This is a genomic window from Mesorhizobium sp. J18 (assembly GCF_007829525.1).
Classification (GTDB): domain Bacteria; phylum Pseudomonadota; class Alphaproteobacteria; order Rhizobiales; family Rhizobiaceae; genus VLJP01.
This window is the reverse complement of record NZ_VLJP01000056.1, coordinates 34,454-56,318: the sequence shown is the minus strand read 5'-3', so window position 1 is coordinate 56,318 and position 21,865 is coordinate 34,454. Positions and strand designations below refer to the sequence as shown.

General features: G+C 60.9%; 16 protein-coding genes and 1 pseudogene. 9 read left to right on the top strand and 8 right to left on the bottom strand.

Annotated elements, in window-relative coordinates; genetic code table 11:
* The first annotated feature begins 82 nt into the window (after positions 1–82).
* Positions 83–961, top strand: coding sequence for a GNAT family N-acetyltransferase (locus L598_RS17305; protein ID WP_144864568.1), 879 nt, complete (start codon positions 83–85; stop codon positions 959–961).
* 20 nt (positions 962–981) lie between these two features.
* Here L598_RS17305 and L598_RS17300 read toward each other — a convergent pair whose 3' ends face one another.
* Positions 982–3,267 carry an NADP-dependent malic enzyme gene (locus L598_RS17300; protein ID WP_186445078.1) on the bottom strand — a complete coding sequence of 762 codons (2,286 nt, stop codon included), beginning with the start codon at positions 3,265–3,267 and terminating at the stop codon, positions 982–984.
* A gap of 146 nt (positions 3,268–3,413) precedes the next feature.
* Between L598_RS17300 and mutS the strand changes: the two genes are divergently transcribed.
* Complete coding sequence (gene mutS, locus L598_RS17295) at positions 3,414–6,122, top strand: DNA mismatch repair protein MutS (RefSeq protein WP_144864566.1); 2,709 nt, start codon at positions 3,414–3,416, stop codon at positions 6,120–6,122.
* Between the two features lie 44 nt (positions 6,123–6,166).
* On the opposite strand, the gene L598_RS17290 is transcribed toward mutS, so the two are convergent.
* Positions 6,167–7,603, bottom strand: coding sequence for a family 16 glycosylhydrolase (locus tag L598_RS17290; RefSeq protein ID WP_281407412.1), 1,437 nt, complete (start codon positions 7,601–7,603; stop codon positions 6,167–6,169).
* A gap of 87 nt (positions 7,604–7,690) precedes the next feature.
* Positions 7,691–7,971, bottom strand: a pseudogene (locus L598_RS17285) (small ribosomal subunit Rsm22 family protein); the annotation flags it as partial.
* A 74-nt stretch (positions 7,972–8,045) separates the two neighbouring features.
* Between L598_RS17285 and L598_RS17280 the strand changes: the two are divergent.
* From L598_RS17280 to L598_RS17260, 5 genes are all read left to right on the top strand, one after another.
* Positions 8,046–10,847 (top strand): [protein-PII] uridylyltransferase, encoded by a 2,802-nt coding sequence (locus L598_RS17280; protein ID WP_144864562.1) that lies wholly within the window; start codon positions 8,046–8,048, stop codon positions 10,845–10,847.
* A 33-nt stretch (positions 10,848–10,880) separates the two neighbouring features.
* A complete protein-coding gene (gene murJ / locus L598_RS17275; protein WP_144864561.1) occupies positions 10,881–12,482 on the top strand; it encodes a murein biosynthesis integral membrane protein MurJ in 1,602 nt (533 codons plus the stop codon).
* 102 nt (positions 12,483–12,584) lie between these two features.
* Positions 12,585–13,652 carry a tryptophan--tRNA ligase gene (gene trpS / locus L598_RS17270; protein WP_144864559.1) on the top strand — a complete coding sequence of 356 codons (1,068 nt, stop codon included), beginning with the start codon at positions 12,585–12,587 and terminating at the stop codon, positions 13,650–13,652.
* Between the two features lie 101 nt (positions 13,653–13,753).
* The gene (locus tag L598_RS17265) at positions 13,754–14,245 is read left to right on the top strand and encodes a universal stress protein (protein WP_144864557.1); all 492 of its coding nucleotides are present in this window, start codon (positions 13,754–13,756) and stop codon (positions 14,243–14,245) included.
* Between the two features lie 62 nt (positions 14,246–14,307).
* Positions 14,308–14,877, top strand: coding sequence for a NifU family protein (locus L598_RS17260; protein WP_144864555.1), 570 nt, complete (start codon positions 14,308–14,310; stop codon positions 14,875–14,877).
* A 108-nt stretch (positions 14,878–14,985) separates the two neighbouring features.
* Here L598_RS17260 and L598_RS17255 read toward each other — a convergent pair whose 3' ends face one another.
* Positions 14,986–15,606 (bottom strand): L,D-transpeptidase, encoded by a 621-nt coding sequence (locus tag L598_RS17255; protein WP_144864553.1) that lies wholly within the window; start codon positions 15,604–15,606, stop codon positions 14,986–14,988.
* 229 nt (positions 15,607–15,835) lie between these two features.
* Here L598_RS17255 and cueR point away from each other — a divergent pair, with 229 nt between their 5' ends.
* Positions 15,836–16,225 (top strand): Cu(I)-responsive transcriptional regulator, encoded by a 390-nt coding sequence (cueR, locus tag L598_RS17250; protein ID WP_144864551.1) that lies wholly within the window; start codon positions 15,836–15,838, stop codon positions 16,223–16,225.
* 38 nt (positions 16,226–16,263) lie between these two features.
* Positions 16,264–16,764 carry an MmcB family DNA repair protein gene (locus L598_RS17245; protein WP_144864549.1) on the top strand — a complete coding sequence of 167 codons (501 nt, stop codon included), beginning with the start codon at positions 16,264–16,266 and terminating at the stop codon, positions 16,762–16,764.
* Here the strand turns inward: L598_RS17245 and L598_RS17240 are convergent.
* From L598_RS17240 to L598_RS17225, 4 genes are read right to left on the bottom strand one after another with little or no spacing between them, the layout of a single operon-like run.
* Positions 16,761–17,324 carry an ActR/PrrA/RegA family redox response regulator transcription factor gene (locus tag L598_RS17240; RefSeq protein WP_144864547.1) on the bottom strand — a complete coding sequence of 188 codons (564 nt, stop codon included), beginning with the start codon at positions 17,322–17,324 and terminating at the stop codon, positions 16,761–16,763. The genes L598_RS17245 and L598_RS17240 overlap by 4 nt on opposite strands.
* A complete protein-coding gene (locus tag L598_RS17235; protein WP_144864545.1) occupies positions 17,317–18,708 on the bottom strand; it encodes an ActS/PrrB/RegB family redox-sensitive histidine kinase in 1,392 nt (463 codons plus the stop codon). Before L598_RS17235 ends, L598_RS17240 begins: the two co-directional genes overlap by 8 nt.
* A gap of 38 nt (positions 18,709–18,746) precedes the next feature.
* The gene (gene hrpB, locus L598_RS17230; protein ID WP_246658809.1) at positions 18,747–21,215 is read right to left on the bottom strand and encodes an ATP-dependent helicase HrpB; all 2,469 of its coding nucleotides are present in this window, start codon (positions 21,213–21,215) and stop codon (positions 18,747–18,749) included.
* Positions 21,212–21,856: an ATP-binding cassette domain-containing protein gene (locus L598_RS17225; protein ID WP_144864541.1), complete on the bottom strand. Its 645-nt coding sequence runs from the start codon at positions 21,854–21,856 to the stop codon at positions 21,212–21,214. Before L598_RS17225 ends, hrpB begins: the two co-directional genes overlap by 4 nt.
* Positions 21,857–21,865: the final 9 nt, after the last annotated feature.

The window sequence follows — 21,865 nt, the reverse complement described above, 5'->3', positions numbered from 1 at the left end:
CGATACTGTCATGCGAATGTCGCACCGCAGCCTTATCTCCACGCCAGATCGGCTATGAGGAGAATCACCTGTGCAGAGCGCGATGCTGAAGTCTGACATTCAGATCCGAGGCGAGACATCCGCCCTTCCGCAAGCCGGCTATCAGTCTGAAGCCATCCTGCAATCGCCACTTGGTCGCATCGGGTCCCTGGAGGTGCGCCTCGCACGTGATGAGGAGGAGGTTGCTGCCGCCCAACGCCTGCGCTTCCGCGTCTTCTATGAAGAACTGGGTGCCGGCAGAGCCGGTGAGCGTATCCCCGACCAGCGTGATTCGGATCGTTTCGATGCCGTTTGCGACCATCTGTTGGTCATCGATACGGCTACAGCCGGATCGCCGCAGGAGCGTATCGTCGGAACATACCGGCTTTTGCGCCAGGATCGTGCGGCAGAGATCGGTGGCTTCTATTCCAGCGCTGAATTCGAGCTGGAGACGCTGATCGCGCGCCATCCGGACCGTAATTTCCTCGAACTGGGCCGGTCCTGCGTCATGGCCGAATACCGGACAAAGCGCACGGTCGAACTGCTCTGGCAAGGTATATGGGCCTATTGCCGTCTCCATGGCATCGATGTGATGACAGGATGCGCCTCCTTTGCCGGCATAGTACCGGCTGCCCATGCGGAGGCACTGTCTTTCCTTCACCATTTCTGTCTTGCCCAGGAACCTTGGCGGGTGCGTGCGGTTGCTGAGCGCTACGAGTGCATGGACCTGATGCCGATCGAGGCGATCAACGATCGTTCGGCACTTTCCGCCATGCCGCCACTTCTCAAAGGTTATCTGCGCCTCGGTGCACGGTTCGGAGAAGGCTGCGTCGTGGACCGCGATTTCGGCACCACGGACGTTCTGGTCGTCCTGCCCGTGGAAGCGATCTCCCAACGTTACATCAATTATTACGGTCCGGACGCACAACGCTTTGCGGGCTGAGGCGCGATCGGACGCTTACTTCAACCGCCAGCATTATGGGCGGCGATCGCCGCCATATTGACGATGTCAGAGTCCTTGGCGTTGAGGGGAACAATCTGCACTGGCTTGTTGAGGCCCACGAGCAGGGGCCCTATCACGGTCGAGCCGCCAAGTTCCTGCAGCATCTTGGTGGAGATGGATGCCGAGTGGAAAGCCGGCATGACAAGCACATTCGCTGGACCTGAAAGGCGGCAGAAGGGATATTGCCGCATCAGGCGCGGGTTGAGCGCCACATCGGCGGCCATCTCGCCGTCATACTCGAAATCGACACGCCGCTTGTCCAGGATCTTCACCGCCTCCTGGACGCGCTCCGAGCGCTCGCCCGGTGGATGGCCGAAAGTGGAATAGGCGAGCATGGCCACACGCGGTTCGTAGCCCATGCGGCGGGCAAAGCCGGCCGCCTCCTCTGCTATGTCGGCAATCTGCTCGGAATCGGGCATGTCATGCACCGCCGTATCGGCGACGATCACCGTGCGGCCGCGACAGAGCGCGATCGAGGCGCCGATGACGCGATGACCGGGCTTGGCGTCAATCACGCGGCTTATGTCTGCAAGCGCCGTCGAGTAGTTGCGCGTCACCCCTGTCACCACAGCGTCGGCATCGCCCAGGGCAACCATGCAGGCAGCGAAATGATTGCGGTCGTTGTTGATCAGACGCTGACAATCGCGGAAGAGAAAGCCTTTTCGCTGCATCCTCTCATAGAGATAATCGGCATAGACACCATTTCGGCGCGATAATCTGGCATTGATGATCTCAATGCCGGGTTTCGACAGATCGACACCGGCGTTGCGGGCGTTTTCCCTGATCACGTCGTCGCGGCCGAGCAGGATCGCGGTTCCAAGCCGCTGGTTCACATAGGCCACCGCGGCGCGCATGACCTGTTCTTCCTCGCCTTCGGCGAAGACGACGCGCTTCGGCTCCCGGCGCACGCGGTCATAGATACGCTGCAATGTCGAGGCGATCGGGTCGCGGCGTGCCGACAGCTCATTGGCATATTTTTCGAAATCGAGGATCGGCCGGCGCGCCACACCGGAATCCATTGCTGCCTTCGCCACCGCCACCGGCACGGCCGATATCAGACGCGGATCGAAGGGTACCGGAATGATGTAGTTCGGCCCGAAGCGCGGTCGGTTGCCCTGATAGGCAGCCGCCACGTCATCAGGCACATCCTGCCGGGCAAGAGCGGCGAGTGCTTCAGCGGCCGCGATCTTCATATGTTCGTTGATCGTGGTCGCCCGCACGTCGAGCGCGCCGCGGAAGATGTAGGGGAAGCCGAGCACATTGTTGACCTGGTTCGGATAGTCCGAACGGCCCGTCGCCATGATGGCGTCGGTGCGGATCTCGGCGACCTCCTCCGGCGTGATCTCCGGATCGGGATTGGCCATGGCGAAGATGATGGGATTCTTCGCCATGGACTGCACCATGGCCGAGGTCAGCGCACCCTTGGCGGAGAGACCGAAGAAGACATCCGCGCCATCGAGCGCGTCTGCAAGCGTGCGGGCCTCTGTTTCTACGGCATGGGCAGACTTCCACTGGTTCATGCCCTCTTCGCGGCCCTTGTAGACGACGCCCTTGGTGTCGCAAAGAATGACATTCTGCGGGGCGAAGCCCATCGCCTTGACGAGTTCGATGCAGGCTATGCCGGCAGCGCCTGCGCCGTTGCAGACGAGCCTGGTCGACTTCATGTCGCGGCCGGTGACCTCCAGCGCATTGATCAATCCCGCGACCGCTATGATCGCGGTGCCGTGCTGGTCGTCATGGAAAACCGGAATATCCATCAGCTCGCGAAGGCGCTGCTCGATGATAAAGCAGTCCGGTGCCTTGATATCCTCCAGGTTGATGCCTCCGAAAGAAGGACCGAGATAGCGAACGCAATTGATGAAGGCGTCGACATCCTGTGTGTCGACCTCGAGATCGATGGAATCGACGTCGGCGAAGCGCTTGAAGAGCACTGACTTGCCTTCCATCACTGGCTTCGACGCCAGGGCGCCGAGATTGCCGAGGCCGAGAATGGCCGTGCCGTTGGAGATAACGGCGACGAGATTGCCTCGTGTCGTATAGTCGAAGGCGCGGCTCGGATCCTCCGCGATCGCCTTGACCGGCACCGCCACGCCCGGAGAATAAGCCAGTGACAGATCGCGTTGGGTCGCCATAGGCTTGGTCGGATTGATCTCCAGCTTGCCCGGGCGGCCGAGCGCATGGAAATCAAGTGCCTCCTGCTCGCTCACGGAAGGACCGGGATCGTCATGCATGTGTTTCGCAGCCATGTGCTTCGTTATTCCTTCCCTGAGCGTGTTCTTGTGGAGTTCTGCCGCCGGAAAGGGAATAAGGCTACACTTTCGCCACGTAAATCGCCAAGCAGGGTAAAACTGTTCTTTTTCACCGGGTGCGCTCCTTGAACGACGAAACACCAATGCGTCGGAATGCAGCCAGGCCCGCCGGTGCGGCGGCGAATGGCGCAACGCCGATGATGGAGCAGTATCTCGATATCAAGTCGGCAAACCCGGATTCGCTGCTCTTCTACCGAATGGGCGATTTTTACGAGCTATTCTTCGAGGATGCCGAAGTCGCTAGCCGCGCATTGGGCATAACGCTCACAAAGCGGGGCAAGCATCTGGGGGAAGACATTCCCATGTGCGGGGTGCCGGTGCATGCTGCGGATGACTATCTGCAAAAGCTGATCGCCCTTGGCCACCGGGTCGCCGTCTGCGAACAGATTGAAGATCCGGCAGAAGCAAGGAAGCGAGGTTCCAAATCCGTCGTGCGCCGCGATGTGGTGCGGCTGGTGACGCCCGGCACGATCACCGAGGAAAAGCTTCTGGAACCATCGGAAGCCAATTATCTGATGTCGCTGGGCAGGGTGAAGGGAAGCATCGGCCAGCAGCTCGCGCTTGCCTGGATCGACATATCCACCGGCAATTTCCGTGTGGCGGAGACCCGCGCCGACCGGCTGCTCGCGGATATTATGCGGATCGATCCGCGCGAGCTGATCGTGGCAGAGCCCGTATTCCACGACCTTGATCTGCGGCCCGTCTTCGATATGCTTGGGCGGATTGTCAGTCCGCAGCCGCCGAGCTTCTTCGATTCGGCCAGCGCCGAGATGCGGCTTTCGCGCTTTTTCGGAGTGGCAACGCTTGACGGTTTCGGCCGCTTCTCGCGTGCCGAGCTTTCAGCGATCTCCGGCGCGGTCGCCTATGTGGAAAAGACACAGAAGGCCGAACGTCCGCCCCTCGGCCGGCCTGAACGTGATGAGGATGGCGCCAGCCTTTTCATCGATCCGGCCACTCGGGCCAATCTCGAACTTATCAGGACCATGTCGGGCAGCCGTGAAGGCAGCCTGTTCAAGTCGATCGACCGTACGGTCACCGGTTCAGGTGGCCGGCTCCTGGCGGAGCGGCTGATGTCGCCCCTGACCGATCCCGGTGAGATCAATACGCGGCTCGATTCCGTTGGCTTCCTGATAGCGGAACCGGAATTGCGGGACCGGCTGCGGGCGGCGTTGAAGAGCGCACCCGATCTGGCGCGCGCCCTTTCGCGCCTGGCCCTCAACCGAGGCGGTCCGCGCGATCTCGGAGCCTTGAGGAACGGCTTCGCTGCCGCAAAAGAGATCGAAACTCTCTTCACCGGACAGCATTTGCCGGCTGAACTCGCCGCCGCATTCGAGGCGATCCGCGCTCTACCGGCAGTGCTTTCGGCACATCTTGAGGCTGCCCTTGCCGACGAATTGCCGCTGATGAAGCGCGATGGCGGTTTTGTCCGCCAGGGCTATGACGCGGAACTCGACGAGATGCGCGCGCTTCGTGACCAGTCGCGGCGCGTGATTGCGGGGATGGAACGCGATCTGGTGGAGGAAACGGGCATCCGTTCGCTCAAGATTCGGCACAATAACGTGCTAGGCTACTACATTGAGGTAACTGCCAACAACAGCGCCGTCATGACCGGAACCGATGCGGCGCGCGCCCGCTTCATTCACCGGCAGACCATGGCGAGCGCCATGCGCTTTACCACGACAGAGCTGGCGGATCTCGAAACCAAGATCGCCAATGCGGCCGACAGGGCGTTGAGAATCGAACTCGAAATCTTCGATCGGCTCTTGGCGGAGGCAGTCGCGGAGGCGGACGCGATCCGCGCAGGCGCGCAGGCGCTTGCTGTGATCGATGTGGCCGCCGCATTGGCCGTCCTGGCGGAGAGCGAGGATTATTGTCGTCCGGCGGTCGATGACAGCCTCGATTTCCAGGTCGAGGGAGGGCGGCATGCCGTCGTCGAGCAGTCGCTGCGCAAGCAGCTGGCAGAACCTTTTGTGGCCAATGATTGCGATCTGTCGCCTGCCGAGGGCCAGAAACATGGGGCTATCTGGCTGCTGACCGGCCCCAATATGGGCGGTAAATCGACTTTCCTGCGCCAGAACGCGCTGATCGCCATCCTCGCCCAGGCAGGTTCCTACGTGCCTGCACGCAGTGCGCGTCTCGGCGTGGTTGACAAGCTTTTCAGCCGGGTCGGCGCATCGGACGATCTCGCTCGTGGGCGCTCCACTTTCATGGTGGAAATGGTCGAGACGGCTGCGATCCTCAATCAGGCCACCGACCGCTCCCTGGTCATACTGGACGAGATCGGGCGCGGAACGGCGACCTTCGACGGGCTTTCCATCGCTTGGGCGGCGGTCGAGTATCTGCATGAGAAGAACCGCTGCCGCGCACTTTTCGCCACCCATTTCCACGAGATGACAGCGCTGGTCGAAAAACTGCCTCGTCTCGCCAATGTCACCATGCGGGTCAAGGAATGGGAAGGCGAAGTCGTTTTCCTGCACGAGGTCGGGCGGGGTGCGGCGGACCGCTCCTACGGCATACAGGTCGCCCGTCTCGCCGGCCTGCCGAACGCTGTCGTGGAGCGCGCCCGCGAAGTGCTGCATCAGTTGGAAGAAGGCGAGACCTCAGGCAAGGCCGCAAGACTTGTTGACGACCTGCCGCTTTTCAGCGTGGCTGTGAAACGCGAGCCATCCAAGCCGCAATCCAATGATGCGTTGGTGCAAGCAATATTTGAACTCCAGCCCGACGAAATGACGCCGCGCGAGGCACTGGAGGCCCTTTATCGGCTCAAGGCGTTGACGGCGAAGAATCGCTAGGCAACGCAAGCACCGTCACTTGCCGAACAGGACTTAGAACGGCTCTAGATCAGCCAATCGAGCGTATCGAAAAGATTGGCCAAAAGGCTGACTTCCGGCACCTCGTCAAGCTCATAGGCACGGATGTAATCGATCTGCATCTCGGCCGGCACGGCCAGCCCATCATCAGGTTCTCCGGCTGGGCCTCCTATTGCAAGGTTTACCAGCATATACATGGGATCGTGCATGTCGGAAGGGGTCTCAGCGCGGGCGACTGCCACGTCGTCGAAATACCAGACAAGCTCATCTTCCGTCCAAAGGACGCCATAGGTGTGGAAACCTTCCGTATCTGAAACATTGATGGCAGACGAGACCATCGTATGGCTGCCGGTTTCATTCGTGTGCGCCGTCATGTGGATCGTATTCGGGTCCTGCCCCCTCATCTCCACCACATCGATTTCAGGGGGCCATGAGCCGTCTGCGGGAAGAAGCCAGAAGGCCGGCCAGGCCCCCTGGTTTTCCGGCATGTCGGCCCGCATTTCGAAATAGCCGTAGGTCTGTGAGAAGGAATGATAGGTTGTCAGCAGACCCGATGTGTATTCATAGTTGTTGATGAGCGGCTTGATCTCGTCGGGGGTCGGGGCTGCGGTGATCGTCAGAACGCCATTCTCGACGCTGAACGGATTGACAGAGCTCGTCGGCCCGTAATTGGCGTCGATGTACCATTGAAGCTCGCTGTTCCCGCTCAGCGTGCTTCCATTCGGCGCTCCCCACCAGAAATTGGAATCCCACCGACCGCTCTCGCCATCCCACAGGCTGAGCGTGTTGAAGTGCTCCGCAAAGGACAGGGACATTGCAGATCTGTCCAAGGGCAATTCGAACTGATCGGCCTGGAACTGATCAATGGTCGTGTCCTTGAACACCAGGATCTCGCCTACCCCAAGATCAAGTCGTACATCCGATCCGACTTGGGTCATCCGGTCCTGGACCGCGTCGAACGAATTCCATCCGTATCCGTCGAGGCGAACTCTGTCGGTCGTTTCAAAGTCGAAGATCAGGTCGCTGCCATTGCCCTTTGAAACGACGAAAATGTCGGCTCCGCCACCGCCGATGAGAACATCATTCCCGCTGCCGCCGTCCAGCGTCTGCTGGCCGGATCCACCCTTGATGATGTTGTCCGCTGCATTACCAAAGGCATAGCGCCCGCTGCCCGTGACGGTAAGGTTCTCGAAATTATCCGGGAGCCTGGTGCTCATCCAGGTGACGATGGTGTCGACACCCTCTCCGGGATCTTCGGCGGCCCTGTTGATCGGCGAATAGAGGTAGTAGATATCATCGCCAGCCCCACCGTACATGGTCACGTCGACACTGCTGTCTCCCCAAAGGGAATCGTTGTCGGGGGTGCCGTATAATTGCGGGCCGGAATTTGTTGCCGAGAAGTGATTGATGGATGTATCGCTATAGTAGAGATTGACGCCTCTGGCGTTGGCGACCGTCTTCATCAAATAATTCCCCTGCTCGTAATTTCCTCCCGCGCTTAGGTTAACATTCAAACCGGGTGTCCGCGATCGCTTCTCGTTAACGTTATGCTACATGATGTTACGCTGTCTTTTGCGGCCAAAAGCTTCTTCCATCGCCGCATTGCCCCAGTTGAGCCGCCGGGCGGCCTTGAAGACAAGCCCCTGACTTCGCGTGACAAGACGCTCTTGCCGGGCGCGCGCGACATGGCACGAAAAATGACATTATCGGGTGTAGCCAACGGGCAAGTATCGCGATGAGAGCAAGGAGCGGTGATTTGCGCGCCGGCGGTGATCAGCCGCGCGCGGACACCAAGGATGCGCTGCCAGCCGCCTGGCGTGCCCGGCTCAATGTCAGCGCCGAGGCCGTTTCGCATGGGAGCAAAACGCGCTATAGACCCCGCCTGAAACAAAGCGACTGCCGGAAATGGCCAAGATTCCCCTCAAGCTCGACCAGATAATAGATGGCGCGGCCCTGCGTAACGACCTGACGGAACTTGCAACTGCCGTCGGCAGCAACTCTGCCGGCATCCGCGCCAAGGTGCTGCAGCTTCTGAAGCAACGCGTGGCTGACGGCCGCAGGACGGCGGAAGCCATGCTGATGGAGGACGGCGGCGGCACGGCCTGCGCAGTGCGGTTATCCCATCTCATGGATGAAGTGATCGGCGCGTTGCACGACTTTACCGCCAGCCATGTCTACCGGTCGGACAATCCCTCGTCGGCCGAGCGCATGGCGGTGGTGGCCGTCGGCGGTTATGGTCGCGGCACGCTGGCACCCGGTTCCGACATCGACCTGCTCTTCGTCCTGCCCTACCGGCAGACGCCTTGGAGCGAACAAATCATCGAATACATGCTCTACATATTGTGGGACATGGGCTTCAAGGTCGGTCATGCCACTCGCAACATAGACGAATGCCTTCGCCACGCGCGTACCGACATCACCATCCGCACCGCGGTTCTGGAAGCCCGCTATATCTGCGGCGACGAGGCACTGCATGAGGAATTGGTCCGCCGGTTCGACGAGGAGGTAGTGAAGGACACCGGCTCGGAATTCATCCAGGCAAAGCTCGCCGAGCGCGACGACCGACACGCCAAGGTCGGCGAAAGCCGCTATCTCGTGGAGCCCAATGTGAAGGACGGCAAGGGTGGCCTGCGCGACCTCCACACACTCTTCTGGATCGGCAAATATTACTACCGCGTGCGCACCAGCGAGGAGCTGGTCGACAAGGGCGTCTTCACGCGCAGGGAATATTTGCAGTTTCGCAAGGCCGAGGATTTCCTGTGGGCCGTGCGCTGCCACATGCATTTTTTGACCGGCAAGGCGGAGGAAAGGCTGCATTTCGATATCCAGCGCGATATCGCTGAACGGCTCGGCTATACCGGCCATCCCGGGCTGTCGGCGGTCGAGCGCTTCATGAAGCACTACTTCCTGACTGCCAAGACCGTCGGCGATCTGACGCGCATCTTCTGCGCCGCTCTGGAGGAAGAGCATGCGAAGCATGTGCCGGGCTTCAACCGGATCTTCCTGACTTTCTCGCGTCGCAAGCGCAAGCTTGCCGGCACCAGCGATTTCGTCATCGATAACCATCGCATCAATGTCGCCGATGACGGCGTGTTCGAGCGCGATCCGGTGAACCTGCTGCGGCTGTTCTGGTTTGCCGACAGGCATGGGCTGGAATTTCATCCCGACGCGCTGAAGCTGCTCACGCGCTCATTGAACCTGATCGACCGCAATCTGCGGCGCGACAAGGAGGCGAACCGCCTGTTCATGGACGTGCTTACCTCGGAGCGCGATCCCGAGCTCAACATGCGGCGCATGAACGAAGCCGGCGTGCTGGGCAAGCTCATCCCCGATTTCAACAAGGTCGTGGCGATGATGCAGTTCAACATGTACCACCACTACACGGTGGATGAGCATTTGATCCGCTGCATTGGGGTATTCTCGGAGATGGAGCACGGCGAGGCGGAGAAGATCCATCCGCTGTCGCATTCGCTGATGCCGTCTATTCGACCATGGCGCAAGGTGCTCTATACGGCGCTTCTGCTGCATGACATCGCCAAGGGCCGGCCGGAGGATCACTCTGAAGCTGGCGCTCGGATCGCCCGCAGGCTTTGTCCGCATATGGGCTTCGATGCCGCCGAGACCGAATTGATCGCCTGGCTGGTGGAGCAGCATCTGACCATGTCCATGACGGCGCAGACGCGCGACCTGAACGACCGCAAGACGATTCAGGACTTTGCCGATATCGTGCAATCCGTGGAACGTCTGAAGCTGCTTCTAGTGCTGACGGTCTGCGATATACGCGGCGTCGGCCCCGGCGTCTGGAACGGCTGGAAGGGGCAGCTCTTGCGCAGTCTCTATTTCGAGACGGAACTGCTTCTGACCGGCGGCTTCTCCGAAACCTCGCGGGAGATTCGCACCCGCGAGGCGCGCGAACTGCTCCGCCAGGCACTGGAAGGCTGGCCCGAAGCTGAGCGTGAGGCCTATCTCGGCCTCCACTATCCCAACTATCTGCTCGCCGTCGATCGCAAGGACCAGATACGCCACGCAGAGTTTATCCGTGAGAGCACTGCCGCAAGAAAGCCGCTCTCGACCATGGTCAAGACGCACGAATTCGAGGCGGTTACCGAGATCACGGTGCTGGCGCCGGACCATCCGCGCCTGCTTTCGGTGATCGCCGGCGCCTGCGCGGCGGCTGGGGCCAATATCGTGGACGCGCAGATATTCACGACCACAGACGGCAGGGCGCTCGACACGATCCTTATCAGCCGCGGATTCGATTTCGACGAGGATGAGCGCCGCCGGGCCCAAAGGGTCGGCAGGCTGATCGAGGACGTGCTTTCAGGCAAGTCGTGGCTGCCGGAGATGATAGAGAAACGCACCAAGCCCAAGCGCGGAGCGAAAACCTTTCGCATAGAGCCGCAAGCGGAGATCAGGAACATGCTTTCCAACCGGTTCTCCGTCATCGAGATCGAGGGCCTGGACCGCCCCGGCCTGCTTTCCGAGATCACGGGCACGCTGTCGGATCTCTCGCTCGACATCGCCTCGGCACATATCACCACCTTCGGTGAGAAAGTGATCGATACTTTCTACGTCACCGATCTGACCGGCCAGAAGATCGAAAATCCGTCCAGGCAGGCGGCTATTCGGCGGAGGCTGCTGGAGACGCTCGAAGGCAAGTCAGCAAGGCAGGCCGTCAAGCCCCATGCTGCCGCGGCGGCAGAATGACATCTCCGCAGAGTCCGGCACAGGTCCTTTGACATGAGTCTCGTCAGGAAATTCGCGACTGTTGGTTCCGCCACGCTTGCAAGCCGCATCCTCGGCTTCTCGCGCGAGGCGTTGATGGCCGCTGCGCTTGGCGCAGGGCCGATCGCCGATGCCTTCTATGCCGCCTTCCGCTTTCCCAACCTCTTCCGCAGGCTTTTCGCCGAGGGAGCCTTCAATGCGGCCTTCGTGCCGCTGTTCGCCAAGGAGATAGAGGCGAACGGTACCGACGGCGCGAAGCGCTTCTCCGAGGAGGTCTTCGGCGTTCTCTTCACGGTATTGCTGGGTCTGACCATCATCATGGAACTGGCGATGCCGTTCCTCGTACGCACCATCATCGCGCCGGGATTCGCCTCCGATTCCGACAAGTTCTCGACCACGGTCGTCTTGTCGATGATCATGTTCCCTTATCTCATGTGCATGTCTCTGACGGCCATGATGAGCGGTATCCTCAATTCGCTTCAGCGTTATTTTGCCGCCGCCATAGCGCCGGTCTTCCTCAATATCATTCTCATAGGCGTGCTCGCTTATGCGCTGTGGAGCGGGCGCGATGCGCTGACGGTCGGCTACGACATCTCCTGGGGCGTTCTGGCGGCCGGCATACTGCAATTGCTGATCGTGATGATCTCCGTGCGAAAGGCGGGCATCAGGATCCAGATCCGCCGGCCGCGGCTGACTCCGAACGTGAAGCGCCTTTTGGTGCTTGCCTTTCCCGCCGCCATCACTGGTGGCATCACTCAGATCAACCTCGTCATCGGGCAGATGATTGCATCCGGCAAGGAAGGAGCGATCGCCGTCCTGCAATATGCCGATCGTGTCTACCAGCTTCCGCTCGGGGTCGTCGGCATAGCGGTCGGCGTCGTGCTCCTGCCGGAACTCGCACGGGCCTTGAAGGCCGGGCATATGCGCGAGGCATCCAACCTGCAGAACCGCTCGGTCGAGTTTGCGCTGTTCCTGACATTGCCGGCTGCGGCGGCCCTTCTGGTCATGTCGGAGGAGATCGTCCGCGTGCTCTATGAGCGCGGGGCGTTCGGCGTGGAAACGACCGGCAAGGTTGCGGGCGCGCTGGCGATCTTCGGTCTCGGTCTTCCAGCCTTTGTTCTCATAAAGGCTTTCACGCCCGGTTTCTTCGCCCGCGAGGATACGCGCACCCCGATGATTTTCGCCGGTGTGGCAGTGGCAGTGAACGTGGCGCTGGCGTTGACACTCTTCCCGACCATGGCTGAAGCAGGCATCGCAACCGCGGAATCGACGGCCGGATGGGTCAATGCAATGCTGCTTTTGACGACTCTCATGCGGCGAGGCCACTGGGGAAGCGACCGTGCGCTCCTGAAACGTATACCGTTGCTCGTCTTGTCCGCAGCGGTCATGGCGGTTGGCCTGCACTTCGCGTTGGACGCTGTTTCGGCGCAACTGGCCCCTTCGGCGCCGCTGCTTATGCAGATTGCCACATTGGCCGTTCTGATCGCCGGTGCCATGGTTGTTTATTTCGGCATGGCATTCGCAACGGGCGGGGCCGACATCGGCATGATCCGACGCAACCTGAAACGCAAGCCGGGCGCCGGGAGTGCAGCAGGCGAAACCCAGCCGGGAGACTGATTGCGCAAAATCCTGCCCCTTGCACCTTTCGAATGGGTCGTCCATAAGCGCAACCGCATCATCGGCCGTCAAGGCGTTTAAACTGTCATTCCGGAACACCTGATGTCCTCGTTCAAGCCTCTCGTCTTTTCCGGCGTCCAGCCGACCGGCAATCTGCATCTTGGCAATTATCTCGGTGCCTTGCGCAACTTTGTCGCGCTCCAGGCGAGCCATGATTGCATCTATTGTGTGGTCGACATGCATTCGCTGACGGCAACGCTGGTGCATGACGATCTGGTCGATCAGACACGCTCGATCACGGCTGCCTTCCTGGCAAGCGGCATCGATCCGAAGAAGCATATCGTCTTCAACCAGAGCCGGGTGCCGCAGCATGCGGAACTCGCCTGGATTTTCAACTGCGTAGCGCGCATCGGGTGGATGAACCGCATGACGCAGTTCAAGGACAAGGCCGGCAAGGATCGCGAGAACGCATCGCTTGGCCTGCTCGCCTATCCGAGTCTCATGGCGGCGGATATTCTGGTCTACCGGGCGACCCATGTTCCGGTTGGCGACGACCAGAAGCAGCATCTCGAACTGACCCGGGACATTGCGCAGAAATTCAACAATGATTTTTCGGCCCGTATCGCGGAACTCGGCTACGGAACGGAGATGAAGGTCGGCGAAGAGGTGGTGAACGGCTTTTTTCCGTTGACCGAACCCCTGATCGAGGGGCCGGCGACCCGGGTCATGAGCCTACGCGACGGGACGAAGAAAATGTCGAAGTCCGATCCGTCGGATCTTGCGCGTATTAACCTGACCGACGATGCGGATGCCATCGCCAGGAAGATCAAGAAAGCGAAGACCGATCCCGAGCCGCTTCCCTCAGAGTTGCAAGGGCTGGAGAACCGGCCGGAGGCGCAGAACCTCGTCGGCATCTACGCTGCTTTGGCCGAATGTTCGCGCGAAGATGTGATCGCGGAATTCGGCGGGCAGCAGTTTTCCGTCTTCAAACCGGCGCTCGCCGAGCTTGCGGTTGAAAAACTCAGTCCCATCGCTGCCGAAATGCGGCGAATCCAGGCCGACCCGGCTTATATTGATGGAATTCTGCGCGATGGCGGCGAACGCGCGGGGGCGCTTGCCGAGGAAACCATGAAGAAGGTGCATGAGATCGTAGGTCTTCTTACCAATTAAGCAGGCCTGTACTCACCATGCCCTACCTTGCCCAAAACCCTCCCGGGTGGCAGATTGCGCTCCGGCGAGCATGATGCATGCCGGCTGAACAGGACATGTGAATGGTCTCAAAACGACTGAGCCGGGAAGCCGGTCACCGCCGCAAGTTCCTCGCGATCATCGACGAGACGCCTGAATGCGAGCGGGCCGTGGCTTATGCCGCGCGGCGTGCCAAGTCGACCAATGGGGCCGTCGTGCTTCTCTTCGTGATCGAACCCGGCGACTTTCAACATTGGCTCGGTGTGGAACAGATCATGCGCGAGGAGTCTACGGCCGCCGCGCAGGCGGCACTCGATTCCCACGCCGCCAAGATCCGCGAGACGATAGGTATCGAATCCGAGTTGGTGGTCCGCGAAGGCAAGGCGACCGAGGAAATTCACAAACTGATCGAGGAAGATCAGGACATCGCCATTCTCGTTCTGGCCGCCGGCAATTCGAAGGAGGGACCGGGACCGCTCGTTTCCTCGATCGCCGGCAAGGGCGCTGCCTTCCCTATTCCTGTCACGGTAGTTCCGCATAACCTTACAGACGAAGAGATCGAAAGTCTCGCTTGAATGGCGTTCTGATCGCCACTATTTTAGAACAATTCCAAGAAACATGATGGAGAACCGCTGAGATGTTCATCCAGACCGAATCCACCCCCAATCCCGCAACGCTGAAGTTCCTGCCGGGACGGGTGGTGCTGGAGGAAGGCACGGCGGATTTCCGCGACGCCGAAACTGCCCGGGCGGCCTCTCCCCTTGCCGGACGTCTGTTCGAAGTACCCGGCGTGATCGGCGTTTTCTTCGGCTACGATTTCGTGACGGTTACCAAGGACGGAGCCGACTGGCAGCACCTGAAGCCGGCCATTCTTGGCACGATCATGGAGCATTTCATGTCGGGCCAGCCAGTCATGAGCACGAGCGAAGGTGAGAAGAACGCTTCCGAAAGCGGCGAGTTTTATGACGAAGCCGACGAGGAACTGGTCATGACGATCAAGGAGCTCCTCGATACGCGGGTCCGCCCGGCTGTTGCGCAAGATGGCGGTGATATCACTTTCCGCGGTTACGAGAACGGTACCGTATTCCTGCATATGAAGGGCGCCTGCGCGGGTTGCCCGTCTTCGACGGCCACTCTGAAGCACGGTATCCAGAATTTGCTCCATCACTTCCTGCCGGAAGTGCAGCATGTGGAGCAGGTCAACTAGGCGTCCAACGAAAGACGTCGAGGGAAAGACAAAGAAAAAACCGGGCCGCGTGCCCGGTTTTTTCTTGGGTCGTCAGTGGTTGCCTAGACGGTTCCCTTGCCTGATCTGCTATTTGACGATCACTTTGGCGCCGACTTTCGCTCGCTCATAGAGATCGATGATGTCCTGATTTATCAGCCGGATGCAGCCGGAAGACATGGCTTTGCCGATCGAATTCCATTCCGGCGTGCCATGCAGGCGGTAACCGGTGTCGCCGCTTTTATTGAAGAGATAAAGAGCGCGGGCGCCAAGCGGATTGTTCAGGCCAGGTGGCATGCCGCCGCGCCATTTGGCAAGTTCCGGTTGGCGGCCAATCATCTGCTCGGGTGGTGTCCAGGTGGGCCATTCCCGCTTCATGGCAACGCGCGCCACACCCTTCCATTCAAAGCCTTCACGCCCAACCCCGATGCCGTAGCGGACCGCCTTGTCGTCCTCGAGTATGAAATAGAGGAACTTTTCACGCGTATCGACGATGATGGTGCCCGGCTTCTCGTCCGTCTTGTAGTTGACGATCTGTCGATGATACTGCTTCGGGACCTTGTAGATCGGGATGCTGGGGAGATGATAGCCGGCATCTTTGCGCGAACCGTAATCGGAGGAGAAGATCCGATATGTGCCGCCGCTCATACAGCCAGCAAGTGTCGTCGCGAGCCCCACAGCAGCGACAATAAGTAAAGTCCTAAGCTTCATGAAAAGATCTCGACCCCAGCTCCGATAGTCTGCGCGCTCAAATCAAGCCGCATTTTAGCCACCATTCTTAGATGTGCCTTCCGCTACTTGCCAAGCCAGATCGTATCCTGAGGCAGCCAAAGAACACCGTTGGTGTCGCATTATTGCAATTGAGCAACAGAATTACGAAATGGTGGCTCGCAATTCGAGCATTTGCGCAAGATTTCGGCCAGGGACGAGGACGCGAAGGATGAATGTTGGAAATGCAGCCGCCCGCTCCGGTCTGCCGGCAAAGACGATTCGTTATTATGAGGACGTCGGACTCATCACGCCCGCTCGTGCAGAGAATGGCTATCGCGACTACTCCCCCGAGGACATACATAGGCTGACCTTCCTGCGCCGTGCCCGCGGATTGGGATTCTCCATCGAGGAGTGCCGGCAGCTGATGGCGCTCTATCGAGATAAGTCGCGCGCCAGCCATGACGTGCGTAAGATCGCGATATCCCATGTCGACGCCATCAACGCAAAAATTCGCGAACTGGAATCCATGCGCACGACGCTGGAGCGGCTGATCAGGGCCTGCCACGGAGACGAGCGGCCGGACTGCCCGATCCTGGACGACATTGCCGGGCAAGCTTAGCGGTTCAAATTCCCGCTGTCCGATGGCATTGTCGAGCCATGCCGATCATCTCTCCGATTCCTCTCAATCCGCTCGCCGATGGCAGGCAGTCCGAACGCGCCATGGTGATCAGACGCGGCGTCCAGCGCTTGCTCATGGAGATGGGCGCGGCCATCCTTCCGGAACTGCCGCTCGCCACCGGCCGGCGCGCCGATCTCGTGGCGTTGACCCGCAAGGGAGACATCTGGATCATCGAGATAAAATCCTCGATCGAGGATTTCCGCGTCGACCGGAAATGGCCTGAATATCGCCTGCATTCCGACCGTTTCTTCTTTGCGACGCATCCCGACGTGCCGTCCTCCATTTTTCCGGAGGAGTGCGGCTTCATCCTTTCGGACGGCTATGGTGCGGAAATCATGCGCGAGGCTCCGGAGCATCGCCTTCCGGCCGCGACGCGAAAGGCCCTCATGTTGCGCTTTGCGCGTGCCGGAGCGGCAAGGCTGACTGCAGCCGAGATCGCCGGCATACCGATCCCTTCGCTGGAGGGCGAGGGTGATTAACGCGGCGCGCGTTTGGCCAGGATGCGCTGCAGGGTGCGGCGGTGCATGTTGAGCCGTCGCGCAGTTTCGGAAACATTGCGGTCGCACATTTCATACACACGCTGGATATGTTCCCATCGGACGCGATCGGCCGACATCGGGTTTTCGGGCGGAGCGGCCTTCTCTCCCGGCAGACGCGTCAGCGCCGCATAGATATCGTCCGCATCGGCCGGCTTGGAAAGATAATCCACTGCGCCAAGCTTCACGGCCGTGACGGCAGTGGCGATGTTGCCATAACCGGTAAGAATGATCGTGCGGGAGTCCTTGCGCCTTTCGCGGATTGCCGCGACCACATCAAGACCATTGCCGTCGCCGAGCCGCATGTCGACCACCGCATATGCGGGCGCCGCAGCGCGGGCCTTTGCGATCGCCTCGTCTACGCTTTCGGCGGTATCGACGAGGAAACCCCTGCTCTCCATTGCCCGGGCCAGCCGCGTAAGAAAGGGGCGGTCATCGTCTACGATAAGCAGGGAGCGATCCTCGCCCAGCACATCCTCTGCCTGTTCTTCTGCTTCACTCATCATTTTTCGCTCGCTTCTCCTTCATGCTTTTATCCGAAATCCTTCGTATTTCCAGATTGTCCGAGCTTTCCGATTCAGCCCCGTAACTATGGGGGGCGAGGAATTCGTCCCGAGGCCAGGTAACTTCCACCGTCGCGCCCATGCCTTCACCGCCTGCATTGCCGAAACGCAAGGTGGCCCCTGACCTTTCAAGCAGCGTCTTGGCGATGAAAAGCCCAAGACCCAACCCGCCGCCGCTGCTTGTCGCTGCCGATCTCTTGGACATATAGGGTTCGCCAATGCGATCCAAAATCTCCGCTGGAAAACCGGGCCCGTCGTCAATGATCGTCAGGCCCACCGTTGTCGAATCCCATCGCCAATGGATCGTCACCGCTTCACGGGCGAAATCCACCGCGTTCTCTACGAGGTTGCCGAGTCCATAGATGACACCGGGATTTCGCCGCCCCACCGGCTCCGGCCCGCTGGTGACGCTGGGCGCAAGCCTGATCTCGATGCCGAAATCGCGATGCGGTGCCACCACCTCCTCGATCAGCGAAGTGAAGGGCAGACGGGCCATATGCGCCTCGCCTTCGCTGGAAAGGCTTGTCAGCTGCTTCAGGATTTCGCGGCAGCGCTCGCTTTGCGTGCGAAGCAGCGTGACATCTTCGCGAAACCGCGAGTCGCTGCCGAGCGCCCGCTCCATCTCGCGCGCCACCAGTGCGATTGTTGCAAGCGGGGTTCCCAGTTCGTGAGCCGCGGCAGCAGCTAGACCGTCGAGCGCGGAGATATGCTGCTCGCGCTGCAGAACGAGTTCCGTGGCGGAGAGCGCATCCGCGAGAAGCCGCGCCTCCTCCGCTACCCGATAGGCATAGACACCCGTGAAGGCAATGCTCGATACGACAGCGATCCAGATGCCCGCCACGTAAAGATAAGGCATTGCAATTTCGGTTCCCGGAAACCAGGGCAAAGGCAGGTGGAAGAAGGCGAGGATACTGACCAGCGCGACCACCAGGAACCCGAGAAGCGCGGTGAGGTGGAGCGGCAACGACGTTGCGGAAATGACTACCGGAACGGCCATCAGTAACGCGAAGGGATTGGTCAGCCCGCCCGTCATGAACAAGAGGCCGGCAAGCTGCAGGGCGTCGAAGGTCAGGATGCCGAGAGCGGCGAAAGGCTGCAGCCGGTAGGTCGCGGGATAGCGGAAGGTCAGATAAAGATTGAGCCAGGCGGAAGCGGCGATCAGCACGAAACATGGCCCGACCGGCAGCGGGAACGCGATCCAATAGGCCACTACAAGGACGGCAGCGCTCTGGCCGATGATTGCCAGCCAGCGGAGGCGGATCAGCGTATTCAGCCTGAGATTGTGGCTGTGTCGCGGATAGGACGGGCGCAATTCTTCCAGCATGACCGGTATATGCGCGACCGATCGTTCAGGGCCAAGTGTTATTTTCCGCGCGGCTTGGCCCGGTTTGTCGCCGTTGCAGTGGCTGGATCCTCGGGCCAGACATGCTTGGGGTAACGGCCGCGCATGGCGGCGCGCACATCGGCCCAGGAACCCCGCCAGAAGCCTGGCAGGTCGAGGGTCGTCTGGATGGGCCTTTGGGCGGGCGACAGGAGCTCCAGCTTCAGCGGCGTGTTTTCGCCGATGGTCGGATGCTGCCTGAGCCCGAAGACTTCCTGCACACGAATGGCCAGGACCGGCCCCTCCGCCTCGTAGCGGATCGGCACGCGGCTTCCCGAAGGAGCATCAAAATGCGTCGGCGCGAGCCTTTCGACTGCGCGTTGGCGGTCATGCGGGACAAGCGACATCAGCCCGTTGCGGATTGGCTGCGGGTCCATGCCGGCTATATTTGGACTCCCCGTCAGGAATGGCAGAAGCCAATCTTTGAGGCTGTCCAGAAGGGCGTCGTCGGACATATCGGGCCAGGGTGATCCGATCGTGTCGTGCAGCCAGGCGAGACGCCGCCGCAAACCTTGCGTCTCCCAGTCCCAAGGCAATATGCCCAATCCGTGCCTGCGTATGGCATCGATCACCGCCTGATCGGCCTCGGCGCCCTTCGGCGGCGGCAAGGAAGCTTCCCCGAGCACGATGGCACCCAACCGGTGCGTCTCACGGACCCGAATGCTGCCTCGCTCCGGATCGAAAGAGGTTTCGCGTTTGCTCTGGATGCGGTTTGCAAGCGCGGCGGCTATATCCTCCTCGCCGATCGAGGCAGCCGAAGCGATGCGGGCGTTCTGTGCCCTCCCCTGTAGGTCGGCGACAACCAGATAGGTCTCCTTCGCCAGGGGATCGGCCGCATCGATGACGCCGCCCCGGCCATTGGCAAGGACGAAACGTCCATATTCTCCTCGAGCTTTCGCCACCCGGTCCGGATAGGCATGGATGAGCAGCCTGCCAGCCTCGCTTCGGGCCGTTGCCGACTTTCCCTCGACAGCGGAAGCAGCCATCCTTGCCAATCTTTCGGCCAATTGCCGTGCACCGACGGCGCGCGCCGCACGGTCGCGGCGGAAATTCATCAGTCGCCGGTCGAGATCGACGCTGTTGCCGCCAAGGCCGCGTTCAGTCAGGAGTACTGCCAGTTCCGCCGCGGTTCCGGCATCTCCCCGTTTGGCACCTTCTGTCACCATATGGGCGAGCCGCACCGGCAGAGCGAGGCGCCGCATGGCAGTTCCTGTCTCAGTCAGCCGGCCATCAAGATCGATGGCGTCCAGGTCGAGCAGCAGCTTGCGTGCTTCTTCGAGTGCCGGATCGGGCGGTGGGTCGAGGAAGGCAAGCCTGCGCGGGTCGGTAACCCCAAATGCTGCGCAATCGAGAAGCAGGCCGGAAAGGTCGGCCTCCAGGATCTCCGGCGGCGTGAAGGCCGGTAGTGCCGCTGTCTGTTCCGCTCGCCACAAACGCACTGCAATGCCGGGTGCGGTGCGGCCTGCCCGGCCGGCGCGCTGATCGGCGGAAGCTCGGGAAACGCGAACCGTTTCCAGCCGAGTCAGTCCGGTGGCGGGCTCATATTTCGGCAGGCGCGACAGGCCGCAGTCGACGACGATCGTAACGCCATCAATGGTCACCGAGGTCTCTGCGATGGCCGTCGCCAGCACAACCTTGCGTCGACCGGCCTCGGCCGGCCGGATCGCCGCATCCTGCGCGCGTCCGTCGAGACCGCCGTGGAGTTTCATGACCTCGGTATCGGCAGGCACCCTGCCTTCAAGCAGTTCCCCCGTGCGGTCGATCTCGCGCTGCCCGGGAAGAAAGGCGAGGATGCTGCCCTGTTCCGAAGCAAGCATGTCGCGGACGGCGGTGGCAACAGCCTCCTCGACAGACTGGTCGGGCGACCGCTCCCTGTGGCGTATCTCGACCGGAAAGCTGCGCCCTTTGCTTTCGATCACCGACGCGTTCCCCAGAAGCGACGATATGCGCGCGCCGTCGAGTGTGGCCGACATGACGAGAAGATTGAGGTCCGGCCGCAATGCACCTTGCGCGTCGAGCGCCAGCGCCAGCCCGAAATCGCCGTCCAGGGAGCGCTCGTGGAACTCGTCGAAGATCACGGTCGATATTCCTGAAAGCTCCGGATCGTCGAGGATCATGCGCGAAAGTACGCCTTCGGTTACGACGAGCATCCGCGTCTTTTCCGAAACCTTTCTCTCCATGCGCATGGCGTAACCGACGGTACGGCCAGGCTCTTCGCCGATCAGCGCGGCCATCCGGCGCGCCGCAGCGCGTGCCGCCAGCCGGCGCGGCTCGAGAAGCAGGATCGTGCCGCGGCCCGGCGTCTGCCGGTCGAGGAGCGCCAGCGGCACCAGCGTTGTCTTGCCTGCACCAGGTGGAGCGACCAGCACCGCCTTCTTCTCCACTTCAAGCACATCCAGGAGAGCCGGCAGTGCTTCCCTGACCGGCAGATCGGGCAGGTTGGGCATCATTGCGAACCGACCCGCACAACGTCGCCGCCGGCTGCGGCTGCATCGTCCTCGTCGTGGGTGACGAGGACGACGGGCAGCCGGCTGTCGCGCGCCTTGGCGAAAACCAGTTCGCGTACCTGCTGGCGCAGTTCGGTGTCGAGCCTGGAGAATGGTTCGTCGAGGAGCAGCATGCGCGGGCTGGAGAGCAGAACGCGCGCCAGGGCGACACGCGCCTTCTGGCCGCCGGAAAGCGTGGCCGGGTCGCGTCCGGCCAGCCCCGCAAGGCCGACGCCTTCGAGCGCCTCCTCGACGCGATTACGTCGCTCCTCACGGCCTTTGATCGATGCGGGAATGGCAAAGGCAAGATTGCCGCCGACCGTCATATGCGGAAAAAGCAAGGGGTCCTGGAAAAGGATGCCCGCATGTCGATCCTCGGTTGGCAGATTGGTAAGATCACAACCACCGATCATCACTTTCCCCGAAGCCGAGAAGACAGGATCGAGGAAGCCGCCGATATAGGCCAGCAGGGAAGACTTCCCCGAACCCGATGGCCCCATGAGGGTCAGGACATCGCCGGGTGCCACGCTGCGTGACAGTGCGACGAGCACGCGACCTTCAAGCGCGATCGTTACGCTTTGGAGTTCCAGTCCTTTCTGCGCCATCTTCCGCCA

Coding starts and splice junctions, on each gene's coding strand:
- L598_RS17280 (WP_144864562.1), top strand. CDS start 8,046: ATGGCCAAGATTCCCCTCAAGCTCGACCAGATAATAGATGGCGCGGCC.
- L598_RS17245 (WP_144864549.1), top strand. CDS start 16,264: ATGCCGATCATCTCTCCGATTCCTCTCAATCCGCTCGCCGATGGCAGG.
- L598_RS17240 (WP_144864547.1), bottom strand. CDS start 17,324: ATGAGTGAAGCAGAAGAACAGGCAGAGGATGTGCTGGGCGAGGATCGC.
- L598_RS17235 (WP_144864545.1), bottom strand. CDS start 18,708: ATGCTGGAAGAATTGCGCCCGTCCTATCCGCGACACAGCCACAATCTC.
- mutS (WP_144864566.1), top strand. CDS start 3,414: ATGCGTCGGAATGCAGCCAGGCCCGCCGGTGCGGCGGCGAATGGCGCA.
- L598_RS17305 (WP_144864568.1), top strand. CDS start 83: ATGCTGAAGTCTGACATTCAGATCCGAGGCGAGACATCCGCCCTTCCG.
- hrpB (WP_246658809.1), bottom strand. CDS start 21,215: ATGATGCCCAACCTGCCCGATCTGCCGGTCAGGGAAGCACTGCCGGCT.
- L598_RS17265 (WP_144864557.1), top strand. CDS start 13,754: ATGGTCTCAAAACGACTGAGCCGGGAAGCCGGTCACCGCCGCAAGTTC.
- murJ (WP_144864561.1), top strand. CDS start 10,881: ATGAGTCTCGTCAGGAAATTCGCGACTGTTGGTTCCGCCACGCTTGCA.
- L598_RS17260 (WP_144864555.1), top strand. CDS start 14,308: ATGTTCATCCAGACCGAATCCACCCCCAATCCCGCAACGCTGAAGTTC.
- L598_RS17290 (WP_281407412.1), bottom strand. CDS start 7,603: ATGAAGACGGTCGCCAACGCCAGAGGCGTCAATCTCTACTATAGCGAT.
- trpS (WP_144864559.1), top strand. CDS start 12,585: ATGTCCTCGTTCAAGCCTCTCGTCTTTTCCGGCGTCCAGCCGACCGGC.
- cueR (WP_144864551.1), top strand. CDS start 15,836: ATGAATGTTGGAAATGCAGCCGCCCGCTCCGGTCTGCCGGCAAAGACG.
- L598_RS17255 (WP_144864553.1), bottom strand. CDS start 15,606: ATGAAGCTTAGGACTTTACTTATTGTCGCTGCTGTGGGGCTCGCGACG.
- L598_RS17300 (WP_186445078.1), bottom strand. CDS start 3,267: ATGGCTGCGAAACACATGCATGACGATCCCGGTCCTTCCGTGAGCGAG.
- L598_RS17225 (WP_144864541.1), bottom strand. CDS start 21,856: ATGGCGCAGAAAGGACTGGAACTCCAAAGCGTAACGATCGCGCTTGAA.